At 70.5% G+C, this 15,421-nt stretch carries 12 protein-coding genes; 4 read left to right on the plus strand and 8 right to left on the minus strand.

Annotated elements, in window-relative coordinates; all coding sequences use genetic code 11:
• Window positions 1-36: 36 nt before the first annotated feature.
• Both AB3M90_RS09475 and AB3M90_RS09480 read left to right on the plus strand, forming a co-directional pair.
• Window positions 37-501 carry a MarR family winged helix-turn-helix transcriptional regulator gene (locus AB3M90_RS09475; RefSeq protein ID WP_412951705.1) on the plus strand — a complete coding sequence of 155 codons (465 nt, stop codon included), beginning with the start codon at window positions 37-39 and terminating at the stop codon, window positions 499-501.
• Entirely contained in the window at window positions 498-1,166 is a 669-nt protein-coding gene (locus AB3M90_RS09480) for a hypothetical protein (protein ID WP_412951706.1), read from the plus strand. The genes AB3M90_RS09475 and AB3M90_RS09480 overlap by 4 nt, the downstream gene beginning before the upstream one ends.
• Window positions 1,167-1,187: 21 nt before the next feature.
• Here AB3M90_RS09480 and AB3M90_RS09485 read toward each other — a convergent pair whose 3' ends face one another.
• From AB3M90_RS09485 to AB3M90_RS09495, 3 genes are all read right to left on the minus strand, one after another.
• Window positions 1,188-2,837 (minus strand): fucose isomerase, encoded by a 1,650-nt coding sequence (locus tag AB3M90_RS09485; protein ID WP_412951707.1) that lies wholly within the window; start codon window positions 2,835-2,837, stop codon window positions 1,188-1,190.
• Window positions 2,834-4,369 carry an FGGY-family carbohydrate kinase gene (locus AB3M90_RS09490; RefSeq protein ID WP_412951708.1) on the minus strand — a complete coding sequence of 512 codons (1,536 nt, stop codon included), beginning with the start codon at window positions 4,367-4,369 and terminating at the stop codon, window positions 2,834-2,836. The genes AB3M90_RS09485 and AB3M90_RS09490 overlap by 4 nt, the downstream gene beginning before the upstream one ends.
• Before the next feature lie 96 nt (window positions 4,370-4,465).
• Window positions 4,466-5,449: a LacI family DNA-binding transcriptional regulator gene (locus AB3M90_RS09495; protein ID WP_412951709.1), complete on the minus strand. Its 984-nt coding sequence runs from the start codon at window positions 5,447-5,449 to the stop codon at window positions 4,466-4,468.
• A 122-nt stretch (window positions 5,450-5,571) separates the two neighbouring features.
• On the opposite strand from AB3M90_RS09495, the gene AB3M90_RS09500 reads away from it, so the two are divergent.
• On the plus strand, window positions 5,572-6,978 hold the full coding sequence (locus tag AB3M90_RS09500) for a GH1 family beta-glucosidase (protein ID WP_412951710.1): 1,407 nt from the start codon (window positions 5,572-5,574) through the stop codon (window positions 6,976-6,978).
• 3 nt (window positions 6,979-6,981) lie between these two features.
• On the opposite strand, the gene AB3M90_RS09505 is transcribed toward AB3M90_RS09500, so the two are convergent.
• The 4 genes from AB3M90_RS09505 to AB3M90_RS09520 all read right to left on the minus strand — a co-directional run bounded on the left by AB3M90_RS09505 (window position 6,982) and on the right by AB3M90_RS09520 (window position 12,922).
• Window positions 6,982-9,522, minus strand: a complete 2,541-nt coding sequence (locus AB3M90_RS09505; protein ID WP_412951711.1) for a glycoside hydrolase family 38 N-terminal domain-containing protein — start codon at window positions 9,520-9,522, stop codon at window positions 6,982-6,984.
• Between the two features lie 96 nt (window positions 9,523-9,618).
• Entirely contained in the window at window positions 9,619-10,983 is a 1,365-nt protein-coding gene (locus tag AB3M90_RS09510; RefSeq protein WP_412951712.1) for an extracellular solute-binding protein, read from the minus strand.
• Window positions 10,984-11,030: 47 nt separating this feature from the next.
• Window positions 11,031-11,984 carry an ABC transporter permease subunit gene (locus AB3M90_RS09515; protein ID WP_412951713.1) on the minus strand — a complete coding sequence of 318 codons (954 nt, stop codon included), beginning with the start codon at window positions 11,982-11,984 and terminating at the stop codon, window positions 11,031-11,033.
• Window positions 11,984-12,922, minus strand: coding sequence for a carbohydrate ABC transporter permease (locus tag AB3M90_RS09520; RefSeq protein WP_412951714.1), 939 nt, complete (start codon window positions 12,920-12,922; stop codon window positions 11,984-11,986). Before AB3M90_RS09520 ends, AB3M90_RS09515 begins: the two co-directional genes overlap by 1 nt.
• Before the next feature lie 174 nt (window positions 12,923-13,096).
• On the opposite strand from AB3M90_RS09520, the gene AB3M90_RS09525 reads away from it, so the two are divergent.
• Entirely contained in the window at window positions 13,097-14,632 is a 1,536-nt protein-coding gene (locus AB3M90_RS09525) for an FAD-dependent oxidoreductase (RefSeq protein WP_412951715.1), read from the plus strand.
• An 11-nt stretch (window positions 14,633-14,643) separates the two neighbouring features.
• On the opposite strand, the gene AB3M90_RS09530 is transcribed toward AB3M90_RS09525, so the two are convergent.
• Window positions 14,644-15,396 carry a DeoR/GlpR family DNA-binding transcription regulator gene (locus AB3M90_RS09530; RefSeq protein ID WP_412951716.1) on the minus strand — a complete coding sequence of 251 codons (753 nt, stop codon included), beginning with the start codon at window positions 15,394-15,396 and terminating at the stop codon, window positions 14,644-14,646.
• Between the last annotated feature and the right edge of the window lie 25 nt (window positions 15,397-15,421).

The following is a 15,421-nucleotide window of genomic DNA, read 5'->3' on the forward strand; positions in this document are numbered from 1 at the left end:
AGTGAAGTGAGGTAACTATGTAGTAGCCTCACGGGTATGGAGCCGCTCTTCCTCGACCGCCTGCTGCAGATCGGCGACCTCTTCCAGCGCGACATGGCGCGGGCCTTCGACGGCACCGGCCTCACGACCGCCCGCGTCCATCTGCTCTGGGTGCTGCAGCATGCCGGCCCCTCGACCCAGCGCGACCTCGCGCGACTCTGCGACGTCACTCCGCGCAACATCACCGGCCTCGTCGACGGCCTCGAAGAGTCCGGCCACGTGCGCCGCACCCCGCACCCCGCCGATCGACGCTCGGTGATCGTCGAGCTCACCGACTCGGCGACGAAGACCATGGCACGGATGCAGCGCGAGCACGCCGAGCTCAACGACACCCTGCTGGCCGCCGTCGCCCCGGAAGACCGCGCGTCGCTGGAGAACGGCATCACCGCGATCGCCGCGCGACTCGAGGGCCTGGTCTCCGAGGCCGCGATCGGCGCCGGAACGGACGGGTCCGCGCCATGACCCGTGAGGCGGGCATCGAACGGTCGCCGACCCGCGCCGCGCGCATCCGCGACTTCCTTCGCCGCGCCCTGATCGCCGAGCTGCGCGTCTACTCGAGCATCGGCCGGGCGGTCGTGCGGCGACCCGCCGTGCCGAAGGGCGGGACAGGGGTCGCCTATCACCGGCCGGTGATGACGATCCTCATCATCTTCATCGTGCTGTCGGCGGTCGAGATCCCGATCCTCGACCTCATCGTGCACCCCTGGCCTGCCGTGCGCATCCCGATCCTGATCCTCGGCATCTGGGGTCTCACGTGGATGATCGGGCTGCTCTGCGCGATGCTCATGCGTCCGCACGCACTCGGGCCCGACGGCATCCGCATCCGCAGCGGGCTCGAGGTCGACGTGCCGATCTCGTGGGACGACATCGCCTCGATCGCCGTCGCGAAGCGGGTCGACGAGCCGAAACGTCCGCGGATCACCCTGACCGACAGCGGTGCCGAGTACGCCGAGCGGATGCAGGACGAGACGAACATCGAGATCGAACTCGAGCGACCGGTCGCCATCCGCCTGCCCGGGCTGCACCCGAAGGGCGGTCGGCACGAGGTCACCCGCATCCGCCTCTGGGCCGATGATGCGCCCGCGTTCCTCGCCGCCGCCCGACCCTTCCTGCTCGCCGCCGCCTGACGCTTCGCCCGCCGTGCTGGATCAGACGGTGACGTCTCCGACGAGGTTGACCTTGATGCCCATGCCGGCGAACATCGCGGCCTTGGCGATGAGCGCCTTGTCGGCGGTCTCGGCGTCGGGCGCGTAGACGGTCTGCGCGTGGTTCGCCTTGTGGCGGGCCATGAACTGATCGCGGCTGATGCCGTGCAGCACGACATGCGCGATCGGCCATTCGGGGTTCGTGGCATCCTTGCGGCGCTGGGTCTCGTCGGCCGGCAGCTCGACGACGGAGCCGCGGAAGATGTCGGCCTGCAGGATGCCGTCGGCGATGAACACCCGCGACAGCACGACCTCGCCCGGCTTCGAGACGCCGTTGATGGTGGCGCCGCCGGCCGGGAAGAACACGTGCCCCTGCCGCCAGCCCTCGGCGTTCTGCCATCCGCCGAGGTGCGAGGCGGGCACCGAGCCCGAGATCTCGTAGACCCACACGAACTGCCCGTCGTACTCCTCGCCCCAGCGCACGTCGTGCAGCGTGTTGTCGGGGACGAGTCCCATGGCGCGCCACACCCGGTCGGTCACGAGCGCGTCGACCGCGACCCCCTCGTCGGCCTCGTTGAAGTGCGGGAACGCCCGCCCCTCGTGCAGCACGCGGGAGCCGTCACGAGACGTGACCGGCGGACGCTCGGTCGAATTCAGGATGCCCTCGGCGAGGTCGGATGCCGGCACGAGGTCTTTCAGCCCCTGCTGGTACTGGATCCCGACGGCGTCGAGCCCGAAGTCGTCCGCGATGCGGAGAGCGGCGATGTACATCTTGAGCTGCCACTGCACCTGCTCGCGGGTGAGCTCGGTGGCGGCATCCTCGCCGTACTTGAACGTCATGCCGTGGTCGATGAGCCAGTCGTAAGCGGCATCCGCTTCCGCCTCGGTGACCTTCAGCATCTCGGCGTAGAGCGCCGACTGCGACAGGCGCTCCTTGTAGATGCCGGTCTCGTTGAGCAGCTCGTCGTCGAAGATCGCGTTGTACATGCCCATGCAGCCCTCGTCGAAGACGCCGATGATGGCCTTCTCGGCCAGCAGCTCGGCGGCCAGCGCCTCACCGAGCTGCTTCTCGGGGCTGTCGGGCAGCTCGGGGAGCGCGCGCACGTGCGAGGCGTCGTGGGTGATGGTGCCTGTCTCGGTCCACTCGCGGAGACCGTCGCGGAACCAGTCGTCGGTGAAGTCGACCGACCAGATCGTCGAGTACGGCTTGTCCATCTTGGTCAGGCCCGCATTCAGACCGAGCAGACCGACGAGACCGGGCCAGTCGCCCGCGAAGTTCGCGACCGTGAGGATCGGCCCCTCGTGCGTGCGGAGTCCCGCGAGCACGTGGTGCGAGTACTGCCACACGGCCTCGGCGACGATGAGCGGCGCGTCGACGGGGATGTTCTTGAACACCTCGAGGCCCATGCGCTGGCTCGAGATGAAGCCGTGTCCGGTCTCGGGGTCGACCTCGTTGGCGCGGATCACGGTCCAGCCCAGGTCGTCCAGCACGCCGGTGACGCCGGCCTCGAGCTCGACCTGCGTCGGCCAGCCGGCGGTGTTCGCCGACTCGCGCAGATCGCCGGAGGCGATGAGATACGCGGTCTTCGGGGCGGATGCCGGGCGGGATGCCGGTGCCGGCAGGGTGTAGGGCGACGGGGTATAGGTGGTCATGATGCCTCCGGTGTCGGGGTCGTGGGGGTCGATGCGCGGCGCTGGTCGTCGGCGAGTTCGTGCACGACGTCTCTCGAGGCCTCGTACAGGCGCACGTACCGGTCGAACAGCGCGTCGTAGAGGGTGCGGAGCGTCGGGTCGGGCGTGACGGTCTGGGCCACCGGGTTCCACTCGGCGATGCGCGGCTCGCCGCCTGTGTGGGCGGTCGCCGTCGCGGCGAGGAAGGACGCGCCGTAGCTCGCACCGATCGTCGTCGCGGGCACCTCCTGCACCAGACCCGTCACGTCGGACACGACCTGCAGCCAGAGCTGCCCCTGGGTGCCGCCGCCGACGGCGACGATGCGTCGGATGTCGGCGCCGGCCGCGCGCATGGTCTCGACGTTGTGCCGGACCGCCAGAGCCGTGGCCTCGAGCGCCGCGCGGTAGAGGTCGCCCCGGGTGTGCGCGAGGGTCAGTCCGGCGATGACCCCGCGCGCGTCGGGATCCTGGATGGGCGTGCGCTCGCCGGCGAAGTACGGCAGCATCAGCAGTCCGCGCGCACCGGGGCCCGACGTCGCGGCATCCGCCAGCAGCTCCGGGTAATCGGCATCGGTGAGGTCTCGGAGCCAGGCCGTCAGCGCCCCGGAGGTCGAGAGGCCGCCGGCGAGGTTCCGGGTGCCGGCGAACGCCCCCGCCGTCGTCCACATCGACGGCGTGCGCAGCGCTCCGGCACTCGCGTCGGCGCTGTTCGTGTGGATCATGAACATCGTCGTGCCGTACATCAGCATGAGGTCACCGGCCTCATGGGCGCCGACGCTCACCGCCTCGGTCCACGCGTCGATCGTCCCGACGATGACGGGGGTTCCGGCGGGGATGCCGGTGGCGGATGCCGCGTCGGCGGTCACGCGCCCCGCGATGTCGCCGGCCCAGCCCAGAGCCGGCTGGGCGATGTCGCCGGCGTAGCGCTGCCACCACGGGTCGTGCCACTGCTCGCGCTCGATGTCGTAGAGCGGTGAGACCTGGCTCGCCGACTGGTGGTCGAGCACGTAGGCTCCCGTGAGCCTGCGGGCCAGCCACGACGCGGGCATGAACAGCCGTCGCGCTCGGTCCCACGCGCGCGGCTCCTCCTCGGCGACCCAGGCGATCTTCGGGCCGCCCGCCTGCGACGTGAGCGTCGAGCCGCCCACGCGGGTGATGTCGTCGACTCCGAGATCGGCGGTCATCCGCGCGATCTGCGCGGTCGCGCGCGTGTCGACGCCGTAGAGGATCGCCGGACGGACCGGTTCGTCGGCCTCGTCGGTGAGCAGGATGCAGGGGCCCATCCCGCTGACGCCGACGCCGACCACCTGCGCGGTCGGCTCGGCCGCGATGAGCTCGCGTGCGATCGAGACGAACTCCTCCCACCACACCCGGCCGTCCATCTCGACCCAGCCGCTGCGGGGACGATCGACCTCGTGCGCGCGCGTCGCCGAGGCGACGATGACGCCGTCGGCGTCGACGAGGACGCCTTTGCTGCTGGACGTGCCCATGTCGACCCCGAGGGTGCAGCGCATGGCGTCCTCCTCGAGACCGATCCGCGGTGTGCTGAAGCTGTCGCCACTGTACGCGAAATCGATTTCATGCCGCAAGACGGCGGCTCCTGCGACCCCTCAGTGCCGCGGACTGGCCGGCTGGATCTCGTTCTCCAGCACCACCGTGCGCGCCGGGCCGTCTTCGCCGGCGATGCGCTCGAGCAGCATCCGCGCCGCCGTCACCCCCATCTGCCGCGCCGGCAGCCGGACGACGGTCACGGCCGTGGGCGACAGCGTGGTGAACGGCAGCGAACCGATGACCGCGACGCCCACCCGCGGGGGCGTGAGACCGTGCTCGGTGAGCACCTGGATGGCGCCGACGCCGATGAGGTTGTTGCCGGCGACGACGGCATCCGGCGGGTGAGGAAGCGACAGCAGCTCCTCCATCGCCGCCCGGCCTCCGTCGACGCGGAAGGTCTGGAACCGCTGCAGCTCGTCGAGGTCGAGATCGGGGACGGCGGCGGCGAGCGCGCTGCGCCACCCGGCGGCGCGCTCGGCCGCCGTGTCGATGTGCTCGGGGCCGCCGATGTAGGCGATCCGGCGGTATCCGGCGCCGATGAGCTCCCGCGTGGCCGACATCCCCGCTTCCCGATTCGCCATGACCACGCCGTCGATCTCGTACGCGGTGCCGCGATCGACCGCCACGACCGGACGCCCGGTGGCCAGGATCGTGTCGAGCCGGCTGTGCTCGTCGGCGGTGGCGATGATGACGCCCGACATGTGCTCGGCGACGGCGATGCGCAGGTACGTGGCCTCCTTGTCGACCTGTGCGTCGGAGTTGCACAGCACGACCGAGTACCCTGCATCGGATGCCGCGTCCTCGACGCCGCGGGCCATCTCGGTGAAGTACGGGTTCTCGATGTCGGGGATGACGAGGGCGATGACCTCGGAGCTCTGCCGGCGCAGCGTGCGCGCGGCGCGGTTCGGGGTGAAGCTCAGTCTCGCCGCGGCATCGCGGACGGCGGCCACCTTCTCCTCCGACACGCTCGTGCCGTTGAAGACGCGGGAGACCGTCGCGGGAGACACCCCCGCGAGTTCTGCGACATCGTAGATCGTGGCCATGCATCCTCACTCGCGTGCCCGCGGAGCGGACGTGAGGCAACAGTAGCGCGGGTCGGCCCCCGCGCGACGCTGCGGTCGACGGTATGTGGCATCGATCCCACATCTGCGCCAGACTGGATCCCATGACCTCCTTCCCCGACGACTTCCTCTGGGGCGCCGCCACCAGCGCGTATCAGATCGAGGGTTCTCCGGACGCCGACGGCCGCGGTCGTTCGGTCTGGGATTCCTTCGTCGAACGGCCGGGGGCCGTCGAGGGCGGCGGCGATGCGCGGATCGCGTGCGACTCCTACCGGCGCTGGCAGGACGACATCGACATCCTCTCCGAGCTCGGCATGAAGGCCTACCGCTTCTCCCTCGCCTGGTCGAGGATCATGCCCGACGGCCGGGGGCGCGCGAATCCGCACGGCCTCGACCACTACGACCGCATGATCGACGAGCTGCGGCGCCGCGGCATCGAGCCGATCGTCACCCTGAACCACTGGGACATGCCCGAGGCCCTCCTGGCCGACGGCGGATGGATCGGACGCGGCAGCGTCGACGCCTTCGTGGAGTACGCCGTGGCGGCCTCCGACCGCCTGGGCGATCGCGTCGACTGGTGGATCACGCAGAACGAGCCGTGGATCATCCAGCTGCTCGGCTACCAGCTCGGACTGCACGCGCCCGGCATCCGCGATCTCCGCGGCGCGGTCACCGCCGGCCATCACGTGCTGCTCGCCCACGGCAAGGCGGTCGACGCGATGCGCTCGTCGACCTCGGGGAGGATCGGGGCCGCCCTCAACCTCCTGCCCTGCGTTCCGGCGACCGCGAGCGCCGAGGATGCCGCCGCGGCCTGGGGCTCGGACGGCTATGTCAACCGCTGGTTCCTCGATCCTCTGCTCCGCGACGGTTACCCCGACGACATGCGCGCGCACTGGGAGCGCGCCACGGGAGCGCCTCTCGACGACGTCATCGGCCCCGGCGACGAGGCCGCCATCGCCGGACGCAGCGACTTCCTCGGCATCAACTTCTACACGCATCGGGTGATGGCGGCCGCCGAGCCGGGACCCGACCGCCCCTTCCCCTGGCAGGTGGTGGGGTCGACGGGCGAGGTGGAGCGCACCGACGAGGGGACCGAGATCGTGCCGGACGCGCTGCGCGACCTGCTGATCCGGGTGCACCGCGACTACCCTGGCGTGCCGCTGATGATCACCGAGAACGGGGCGATCTCCGGCGATTCCCCCACGCATGACGGCCAGGTGCACGACGTGCGGCGCACCCGCTATCTGCGCGCGCACGTGGCGGCGATGGCCGAGGCCCTCGAGGCCGGCGTGCCGCTCGTGGGCTACACCCACTGGTCGCTGCTCGACAACTTCGAATGGGCGCTCGGCTACCGCCCCCGTTTCGGCCTGGTCTACGTCGACTTCCGCACCGGCGAGCGCATCATCAAGGACAGCGCCCGGGATTACGCTCGGATCGTGCGCGACGGCGGCCTCGCCGCGCCGGAGCGGGCGCGCGGTCCGCAGGTCGACAGCCTCGGCGCGTTCGGCTGAGCCTCAGGCTGCCGGGGCGGGGGCCGGAAGCAGCACGTCGGCGACGCCGTGGGCGGCCACCCCCACCTCGCGGACGACCGCCTCGCCCGCCTCGCCCGCCACGTGCACGCTCGCCGTCACGTCGTCGGTCGTGATGTTCCGAACCCGCACCCGCACTCCCGCCCCCGACGGGCGGAGTTCGACGAGGAGCGCATCGGCCGGGGTCACCGAGATCGGCGGATGCGGCAGCGACGCCGGCCGGACTGGAAGATGGCGCGCCTGCAGCGGCTCGAGCAGGTCTCTCCCGAACCGGCGCACCTCCAGGGGATCGACGGCGTCGACCGGTCGGAAGCGGTACCGGAAGCGGCGCGTCACCTCCTGGCGCGCCGGGAAGTTCGTGAAGTGCAGGTTGTTCATCAGCCAGCTGGCGATGTGTCCCGACGGCGCGTCGAGATGCCGGGCCCAGGCGCCCGTGCGGATGCCGCCGAGCTGCACGAGCGGTGCATCCATCGACCCCCAGAGCATCCCGCCCTCGGCGCCGGCGACCCCGATGGCGTGCTGGATCGAGTACCAGTCCTTGCTCGTGTCGGGCAGCTGCTCACTGTCGGCGGTGAACACCGCGCCGGCCGTCTCGAGCAGGAATCGCGGGTCGTCGATGGCGAACGGGAAGGCGACGAAGACGCTCTCGGGGCCGAAGCGCTCCGGCTTGCTCAGCCACACGTCCAGCCCGATCTCCGCCGACCCGTCGGTGACGATCAGGGTGGTGACGATCCTGGGGATGCCCGCCGCCGCGGACTCCCAGCTCACCTCGGTGATCGCGCCGGATCGGCGCACACGCACCGGTCCGTCGCCGGTCGCGACCTCGTGCCGGAACTCGGGCCCCGGATGCTCGGGATGGAACAGCTTCGGCGACACCGTGATCATCGGATGCGACGAACCCTCGACCACCCGCTCGTCGATCATCGCCGCGAACGGCGACGGGGCCTGCGCATCGACGAGCTCGCGGCCGTCGACCACGTCGACGAGCGACACGATCCCCCCGCGCCGCGGATCGACGGCGATGCGGTAGCGCCCGGCCTCGATCGGGCCGTGCCCGGGCTCGTGCGTCTCGTCGGTCGCCGGGGCGGGCGTCGGCAGCACCGCGACGCCGAACGGCTCCACGTCGGCGAACAGTCGGACGCGCCTCGTGCCGTCCACCTCGACGTCGACGGTCTCCTCCCGTCGCGCCTCGGTCGGGTTCACGACGACGACAGCGTCCGTCCCGTCCGCCGCATCCGCGGCATCCGTCGCATCCGCGGCATCCGTCGCATCCGTCGCAGAGGCACCGGCGCCGACGAAGCGGAACCAGCCCTCGATGGCCAGGTCGCGGGCGTGGTCGAACGCGTCGTACGCGAAGCCCGACTTCGCGTTGTGGTGGGAGTGGGTGAAGGTGGAGTGCGGCTTCGAGTACGTCTCCCAGCTGCCCCACGTGTGCTCGCCGTACAGCAGCAGCTGCTCGTCGACGTGGGCCAGTGTCTGCGACACCTCGTCGTGCGAGCGGTGCCGCACCGGTCCGCGGCGGTAGCCGAGCACGTCGAAGCCCGGCACACCCCGGTCGCCGGCCAGCCGGGCGAGGGCGTGAGTGCTCTGCGCCGCCCGGGCGAAGCTGCGCGCCTCGCGGTACACGGCGACCTCGCGCGCGGTGGACCCGTGACCGTGCGACCACCAGTCGGCCCACTCGCCGCGTACGGTCGGCAGGTCGGCAGCCCCGGCGCCGCCTCGCTCGCCCAGGAGCTCGTCGAGGGCGTGATCGATGGTGGCGGTGCGCATGGGCGCATCGGGATGCCGGGCGTTCCAGGCCCGCACCACCTCGAGGAAGCGCACCGTGGGCCAACGGTTGTCGTTGCCCGCGTGCACGACGGCGGTCTCCCACGGGTAGTCGTCGCGGCTCTCGAGCTCGTCGACGAACGCGGCGATGCGCTCCTCGGCGAGGGCGACGTCGCCGTCGACGATGCCCCACTCCTCGCCGAAGCCGTAGTGCGTCGACAGCCACACGAAGACGCTCCGACCGGAGGGCCCCTCCCAGCGGAAGCCGCTCGGCTGCCGGAAGGGCGGGCGGCCGTGATCGGGGTTGAGCGCCATCACCAGGCGCTCGATGCCGGCGTCGCGCATCTGATCGACCGCGCCCCACGACAGGCCGTTCACATCGCCGTGCTGCTGGGTGCGGATGTCGATCCCGTGGTCGCGGATCGACGACAGCTGCTCGTAGGCGGCGTCGAACTCGAAGGCGCTCGGCAGCTGGGTCATGTTGAGGTAGCCGCCGGTGACCGACACCGCCCCCGCACGTGCCAGATCGGCGAGCTGCGCGCGCTGGGCCGGCGACGCCGTGCGGAGGAAGTTCACGACGGGCCGGGCGACCTCGAAGGTCCAGCGGAAGCCGTCGGGCGCGTCGGCGGGGAACGCGGCGGCGAGCTCGAGCACGTGCGCGACGGTCTGAGCGTGCTGCGCATCGATGAGGCGGGGGCTGTTGGTGTAGCCCACGTCGTGGTGGGTGTGGCCGATGAGGAGGATCTGGCGGATCGTCATCCGGTGGTCTCGCTGTCTCCGTGCGGGGGTCGAGGGAGGTCGTGGCTCATGGGAAGGGGCGGGCCGACCGAAGTCGACCCGCCCCGGGTGCGGAACTCAGCCCGCGGTGGCGTTGTCGTAGGCGCGCATCGCCGCCTGCTGCGCGTCGCCGAGCGCCTCCTCCACCGACTTGTCGCCCAGCAGGGCCGCGGTGATGGCGTTGTTCAGCTCGTTCTGGATCTCCTGGCCCGCGGGCGAGGAGCCGAACGACTGCCCGTACTCGACGACGTCGTAGAAGGTCGAGATGACCTGGTCGAATCCGGCGTTGCCGGTCTCGACCACGAACTTGTCGCGGATCGCGGTGTCGGCCGCGGGCGAGCCGGTGAACAGGCCCGTGTTGAGGCCGCCGTCGTCGATGAGGGTCTGCGCACGGGCTTCGCCCGCCGCCATCCAGGCGTCGTCCGACGTGAGGTTGACCATCCACGCGCAGCCGGCGGCCGGGTTCTTCGCGCCCACCGGCACCACGAACGCGGTTCCGGAGGCGACGGAGAACGGCTCGCCGTCGGCGTCGAGGAACGGCACGGCCTCGATGTCGATCTGGTCGGCGTACGGTCCGAGGACGTTCGGGTACCACTGCGCGTTGACCTGCGCGCCCACCTGACCGGCGACGTACTGGTTGTTGTCGCCGAAGGTGTCGAACGAGTCGGTGAAGCTCTTCACGGCCGCGAAGCCGCCCTGCGCGTCGGTGATCTGCTTGAGCAGCTCGATGCCCGCGTAGTTGCTCTCGTCGTCGAGCGTCGGCGCGCCCTGGTCGTCGGTGAGCTGGCCGCCCATGCCGAGGATCCACAGCGGACCCTGGCCCGTCGCGACCGGGTCGAGCCCGAGCCGCGTCGGCACGCCGCCCGACTCCTGGTACATCTTGCCGATCGCCTCGAGGAGGACGTCGGGGTTCGAGGTGTCGATCTGGTCGGGCGTGACGCCCGCCTCGGCGAGCACGGTCTTGTTCACGATGATCGCCGGCGGCTGGTAGAACTGCGGCACCGCCCAGATCTCGTCCTCGTACGTCACGTCGTCGACGACCGACGGGTACCAGTGCTCGTCGGGCGTCACGTCCTGCGCGGCGAAGCACTCGTCGAGCGGCATGATCAGCCCCTGCGCGGCATAGGTGGTGACGTACCGGCGGTCCATCTGCACCACGTCGGGCACGTCGCCGCTGGCGATGCGGGTGGTGAACTTCTGCGCGTCGAACGCGGTGGCGTCGAGGTCGACCTCCACGTCGCTGAGCTGTTCGGCTGCGTAGTCGATGCGGGACTGGCCGACGTCGTCGGCGTTCTCGAAGCCCCAGGCGTTCAGCGTGCCCGTGGGCTCCGCGTCGAAGTCGGCGTCGCCGCCGTTCTCACCGGCTCCGCCGCCGCTGCAGCCGGCGAGCACGATGGCGGATGCCGCGGCCATCGCGGCGAATCCCAGAATGCGCTTGCGCATGTCGTTCCCTTTCGATCGTTGGTTCTCTTGGTGTGGGTATCGAGGTCTCAGCCCTTGCGGCCCTGTGTGGCGACGCCCTCGATGAAGTAGCGCTGGCCGAAGGCGAAGAGGATGAGCATGGGCAGGGTGACGAGCAGCGACGCGACCATGACGTACTGGTAGTCGCCCTGCCCGCCGGCGGTGGGGCTGTACTTCGTCATCGCGTAGGCGATGCCGAGGGGCGCGGTGAACTCGTCGACCGACCCCGCGTTGAGGTAGATGAGGGCGGCCTGCAGATTGTTCCAGCTGGCCTGGAACTCGAACAGGAAGACGATCACGAACGAGGGGATCGACAGCGGCATGGCGATGCGCCAGAACAGCCCCCAGTAGCTGGCCCCGTCGAGTCGCGCGGCTTCGAAGAGCTCCCGCGGGAGCCCGAGGAAGAACTGTCGTTGCAGGAAGATGTAGAACGCCGAGCCGAAGAGGTTCATGCCCCACAGGGGCACCCACGTGCCCAGCATCCCGGTCTCCTTCCAGATGAGGTAGATGGGGATCATGGTCACCGCCCCGGGCAGCATCATCGTGCCGAGGATGAGGCCGAACAGCAGACCCCGCCCGGGGAACTTGAAGTAGGCGAACCCGAAGGCGACGATCGAGCTCGAGATCGCCACGGCGCCGGCGGCGAGGAGGGCGATCGCGATGCTGTTCCACATCCAGCTCAGCAGCGGGAGCTGGTTCCAGACCTCGACGTAGTTCTCGGGTACGAAGGTCTTCGGGATGAGCGAGTTGTCGAAGACCTCGCCGCGCGGCTTGAAGCTCGCCGCCAGGAGCCACACGAACGGGTAGAGGAACAGCAGGCCGAACGCCACGAGGATGGCGGAGAGGATGACCCGGCCCGCGAAGGTCTTCGGCTGGGCGACGGCGCGCCGCCAGCGCGAGCGCTTCGGCACGGTGACGGAGACGGTCTCCGGCTCGCGCTCGGGCTGCGGGGGAAGCGGCACCTGCCGCAGTGCGGACGACATCAACGGTCTCCCTCGTAGTAGACGAATCGGTTGCCGAACTTCACCTGGATCACCGTGATGATCATGATGATGAGGAAGAGCAGCCAGGCCATGGCGGCCGCGAAGCCGAAGTTGAACTGCCGGAAGGCCTGTTGGAACAGGTAGATCGCGTAGAACAGCGATGCCTCGGGTGAGGAGTTGCTCTGATCCCGCCAGAACAGCAGATACGCCTGGTCGAAGACCTGGAAGGCGGCGATGGAGAGCACGATGACGTTGAAGAACATCGCTCCGGAGATCATCGGGAGGGTGATCGAGAAGAACTTGCGCACGGAGCCGGCGCCGTCGAGCGAGGCGACCTCGTAGAGCTCGGTCGGCACGTTCTTGAGCGCGGCGAGGAAGATGACCATCGTGCCGGCGACGGTCCACAGGGTCATGATCACGATGCTCGGCTTGACCCAGGCCGGGTCGACCAGCCATTGCGGTCCCTGGATGCCGAAGATGCGGAGGAACTGGTTGATGGCGCCCGAGTTGCCGTTGAGGAGAAGGAAGAAGACGGCGGCCGTGGCCACCGCGGGCGTCATCTTGGGCAGGTAGTAGAGCGTGCGGAAGACGCCCGCTCCGCGACCCACGCGGTTGAGCAGCATGGCGAGGACCAGGGCGAAGATGATCTCGAGCGGCACGGCCATGACGGCGTAGAACAGGGTGTTGGCGAGGGAGACGCCGACCCGGGGGTCTTCGAACAGCTGCGCGTAGTTGGTCACGCCGACCGGGCGCGCGGTGTTCGTGGCGAGGTTGTAGTTGCTGAACGAGATGTAGAGGCTGTAGATCATCGCGCCGGCCGTGAACACCAGGAAGCCGATGATCCACGGGGAGATGAAGAGGTAGCCCGCCAGCGCCTCGCGCTTGTTGTAGTGCTGTCTGACCTTCGGAGCGCGTTCCCTCGTCTTCGTGTCTGCCATCGCTTCTCCCGTCGACCTGTGGCATCGTTACCACATGGCTGTGACTATACGTGCCGAGTTCGCCCTGCCGCAACCACGGCAGGTCGATCCCTCCGCGATGCTAGATCGGGCGCCGTCCGCACCAACAGGCCTTGCGCGCGACGCCCGCCGTGTGCTTCAACGGGAGCGGCAGCCGTGATCGACGCCGACGTCGCCGTCTATGGAGCGACCGCGGCCGGCGTGTGCGCCGCGGTGTCGGCCGCCCGTCGCGGGGCGCGGGTCGTGCTCGTCGAGCCCGGGCAGCATGTCGGGGGCATGACGAGCGGCGGCCTGGGCTACACCGACGTCGGCGACGTGCGGGCGCTGGGCGGCATGGCGGCGGAGTTCCGATCGGCGATCGCCGCGCACTACGGCGTCGCGGTCGGACGCTACGCCGGCCCGGAGCCGCACGTCGCGGAGCAGATCTTCCGGCGTTGGCTCGACGAGGCGCACGTCGAGGTGCTCCTCGGCCACCCCCTCCGCTCGGTCGAGATGCGCGGGGCGCGCCTCGTCTCGGCGACGTTCTCGGGTTCGACGACGGTGACCGCCGACGTCTTCGTGGATGCCGGATACGAGGGCGATCTGCTCGCCGCGGCGGGCGTCTCGTACCGGGTCGGACGGGAGTCGCGCGCTCTGCACGGCGAGGAGTTCGCGGGGCGACGCGAGGTGATGCCCGGCCGACATGCGACGCCCGAGTGGATCTCGCCGTTCCGCGACGACCCGAGCGGGAGAGCCGCCGGCCCGCTGCTGCCCCAGATCAAGCCCGGTCCGCTCGCCGAGGTGGGGACGGGCGACGGCGGCATCATGTCGTACGGCTACCGCGTGTGCCTGTCTCCGGCCGCCGACCGGATCCCGTTCCCACGGCGCGACGGCTACGACGAGGCGCACTGGGAGCTCGGCCGTCGTCTGTTCGCCGACGCCGCCCGTCGCAATGAGGTGCTCGCCGCCGGTCGTCATCTCGGGCTCGAGCCGAACCTCCCCGGCGGGAAAGCCGACGGCAACTCGCTCGGGCCGTTCTCGCTGAGCGTGCTCGACGGTTCGGCGTGGGAGTATCCCGACGCCGACGCCGCCCGTCGCGAGGAGATCCGGCTGCATCACCTCCACCATGCGCAGGACTTCCTGTGGTTCCTCGCGAACGACCCGGCGGTCCCCGCCTCGGTGCGCACCGAGATGCAGCGCTGGGGGCTGCCCGCCGACGAGTTCGCCGACACCGATCACCTTCCGCATCAGCTGTACGTGCGCGAGGCCCGGCGCATGACCTCGGATCGCATCCTCACCGAGCACGACCTCCGCGCGGGGGCGCTGCCCGCCGACGTGATCGCCCTCGGCTCGTACCACCTCGACGTGCGCGAGGTGCAGCGCACCTGGCGCTGGGTGCACGAGCACCCCGACCCGATCGCGACGGTCGTGACCGAGGGCTACCTGTCGGTGCCGGTGCCCGTCTACGGGATCGGCTACGGCTCGCTCGTGCCTCGGCGCGAGGAGTGCGAGAACCTCGTGGTCGCCGTCTGCGTGTCGGCCTCGCACGTCGCGTTCTCGTCGCTGCGGATGGAACCGCAGTATCAGATGCTGGGCCAGGCCGCCGGGACGGCGGCGGCGAGCGCCGCCCTCGCCGGACGGCCCGTGCAGGATGTCGACGTGCCGCGCCTGCAGGACGACCTGCGCGACGCGGGTGCCGTGCTGGCTGTGTGACGGCCCGGGGGTCAGCCGGCGACCTTCACCTCGACGCCCGCCTGCTCGAGGAGGGCGAGCGCGTCGGCATCGGCGCGGCTGTCGGTGATGAGGGCGTCGATGAGGCCGAGCCCGGCGATGCGGACCGCAGCTCTGCCGACGAGCTTTCCCGCGTCGGCGAGCAGCACGACGCGGGCGGACTGCTGCGCCAGCACGCGCTTGATGGCGGCGTCGAGCGCGTTCGTGCCCCACAGGCCGTCGGGTCCGACGGCCGTGGCCGAGAGGAAGGCGACATCGCAGCGCACGCTCCACAGCGTCTCCTCGGTGAGCGGGCCTGCGAAGCTGCGGGTGTCGGGCTGATAGTGGCCACCGGCGGCGATGAGTCGCGGAGAGCCGCTGCGGCTCAGGGCCTCGATCACGGGGAGCGAGTGTGTCACGACGGTGCTGCCGCCGAGCAGCGGCACGAGGGCGGCCACGGTGGTTCCGGCGTCGAGCCCGACCATCTCGGCGGTCGCCGCCTCGGTCGCGGCGAGCTCGGCGATGGCCCGCTTCTGCGCGGTGCCGACGGCGTCGCGCCGCTCGAACGGCACGCCGACCGAGACCACGGTCGCCCCTCCCGCGACCCGACGCACCGCACCCTGCTCTTCGAGGAGGCGCAGGTCGCGGCGCACCGTCATCTCCGAGACGCCCAGCTCCTGGGCGGCGACCGCCGACGACAGGTAGCCGTCGGCGGTGATCCGCCGTTCGAGGTGCGCCCGGCGTTCGGGAGCGTTCGTGTAGCGCATGCGTGTTCCTCCGGATCGTCATGTC

Source organism: Microbacterium martis (genome assembly GCF_047246685.1).
Lineage (GTDB): Bacteria > Actinomycetota > Actinomycetes > Actinomycetales > Microbacteriaceae > Microbacterium.

Excerpts from the sequence above, each read along its gene's own strand:
- AB3M90_RS09475 (WP_412951705.1), top strand. The coding sequence starts at position 37 with ATGGAGCCGCTCTTCCTCGACCGCCTGCTGCAGATCGGCGACCTCTTC.
- AB3M90_RS09480 (WP_412951706.1), top strand. The coding sequence starts at position 498 with ATGACCCGTGAGGCGGGCATCGAACGGTCGCCGACCCGCGCCGCGCGC.
- AB3M90_RS09485 (WP_412951707.1), bottom strand. The coding sequence starts at position 2,837 with ATGACCACCTATACCCCGTCGCCCTACACCCTGCCGGCACCGGCATCC.
- AB3M90_RS09490 (WP_412951708.1), bottom strand. The coding sequence starts at position 4,369 with ATGCGCTGCACCCTCGGGGTCGACATGGGCACGTCCAGCAGCAAAGGC.
- AB3M90_RS09495 (WP_412951709.1), bottom strand. The coding sequence starts at position 5,449 with ATGGCCACGATCTACGATGTCGCAGAACTCGCGGGGGTGTCTCCCGCG.
- AB3M90_RS09500 (WP_412951710.1), top strand. The coding sequence starts at position 5,572 with ATGACCTCCTTCCCCGACGACTTCCTCTGGGGCGCCGCCACCAGCGCG.
- AB3M90_RS09505 (WP_412951711.1), bottom strand. The coding sequence starts at position 9,522 with ATGACGATCCGCCAGATCCTCCTCATCGGCCACACCCACCACGACGTG.
- AB3M90_RS09510 (WP_412951712.1), bottom strand. The coding sequence starts at position 10,983 with ATGCGCAAGCGCATTCTGGGATTCGCCGCGATGGCCGCGGCATCCGCC.
- AB3M90_RS09515 (WP_412951713.1), bottom strand. The coding sequence starts at position 11,984 with ATGTCGTCCGCACTGCGGCAGGTGCCGCTTCCCCCGCAGCCCGAGCGC.
- AB3M90_RS09520 (WP_412951714.1), bottom strand. The coding sequence starts at position 12,922 with ATGGCAGACACGAAGACGAGGGAACGCGCTCCGAAGGTCAGACAGCAC.
- AB3M90_RS09530 (WP_412951716.1), bottom strand. The coding sequence starts at position 15,396 with ATGCGCTACACGAACGCTCCCGAACGCCGGGCGCACCTCGAACGGCGG.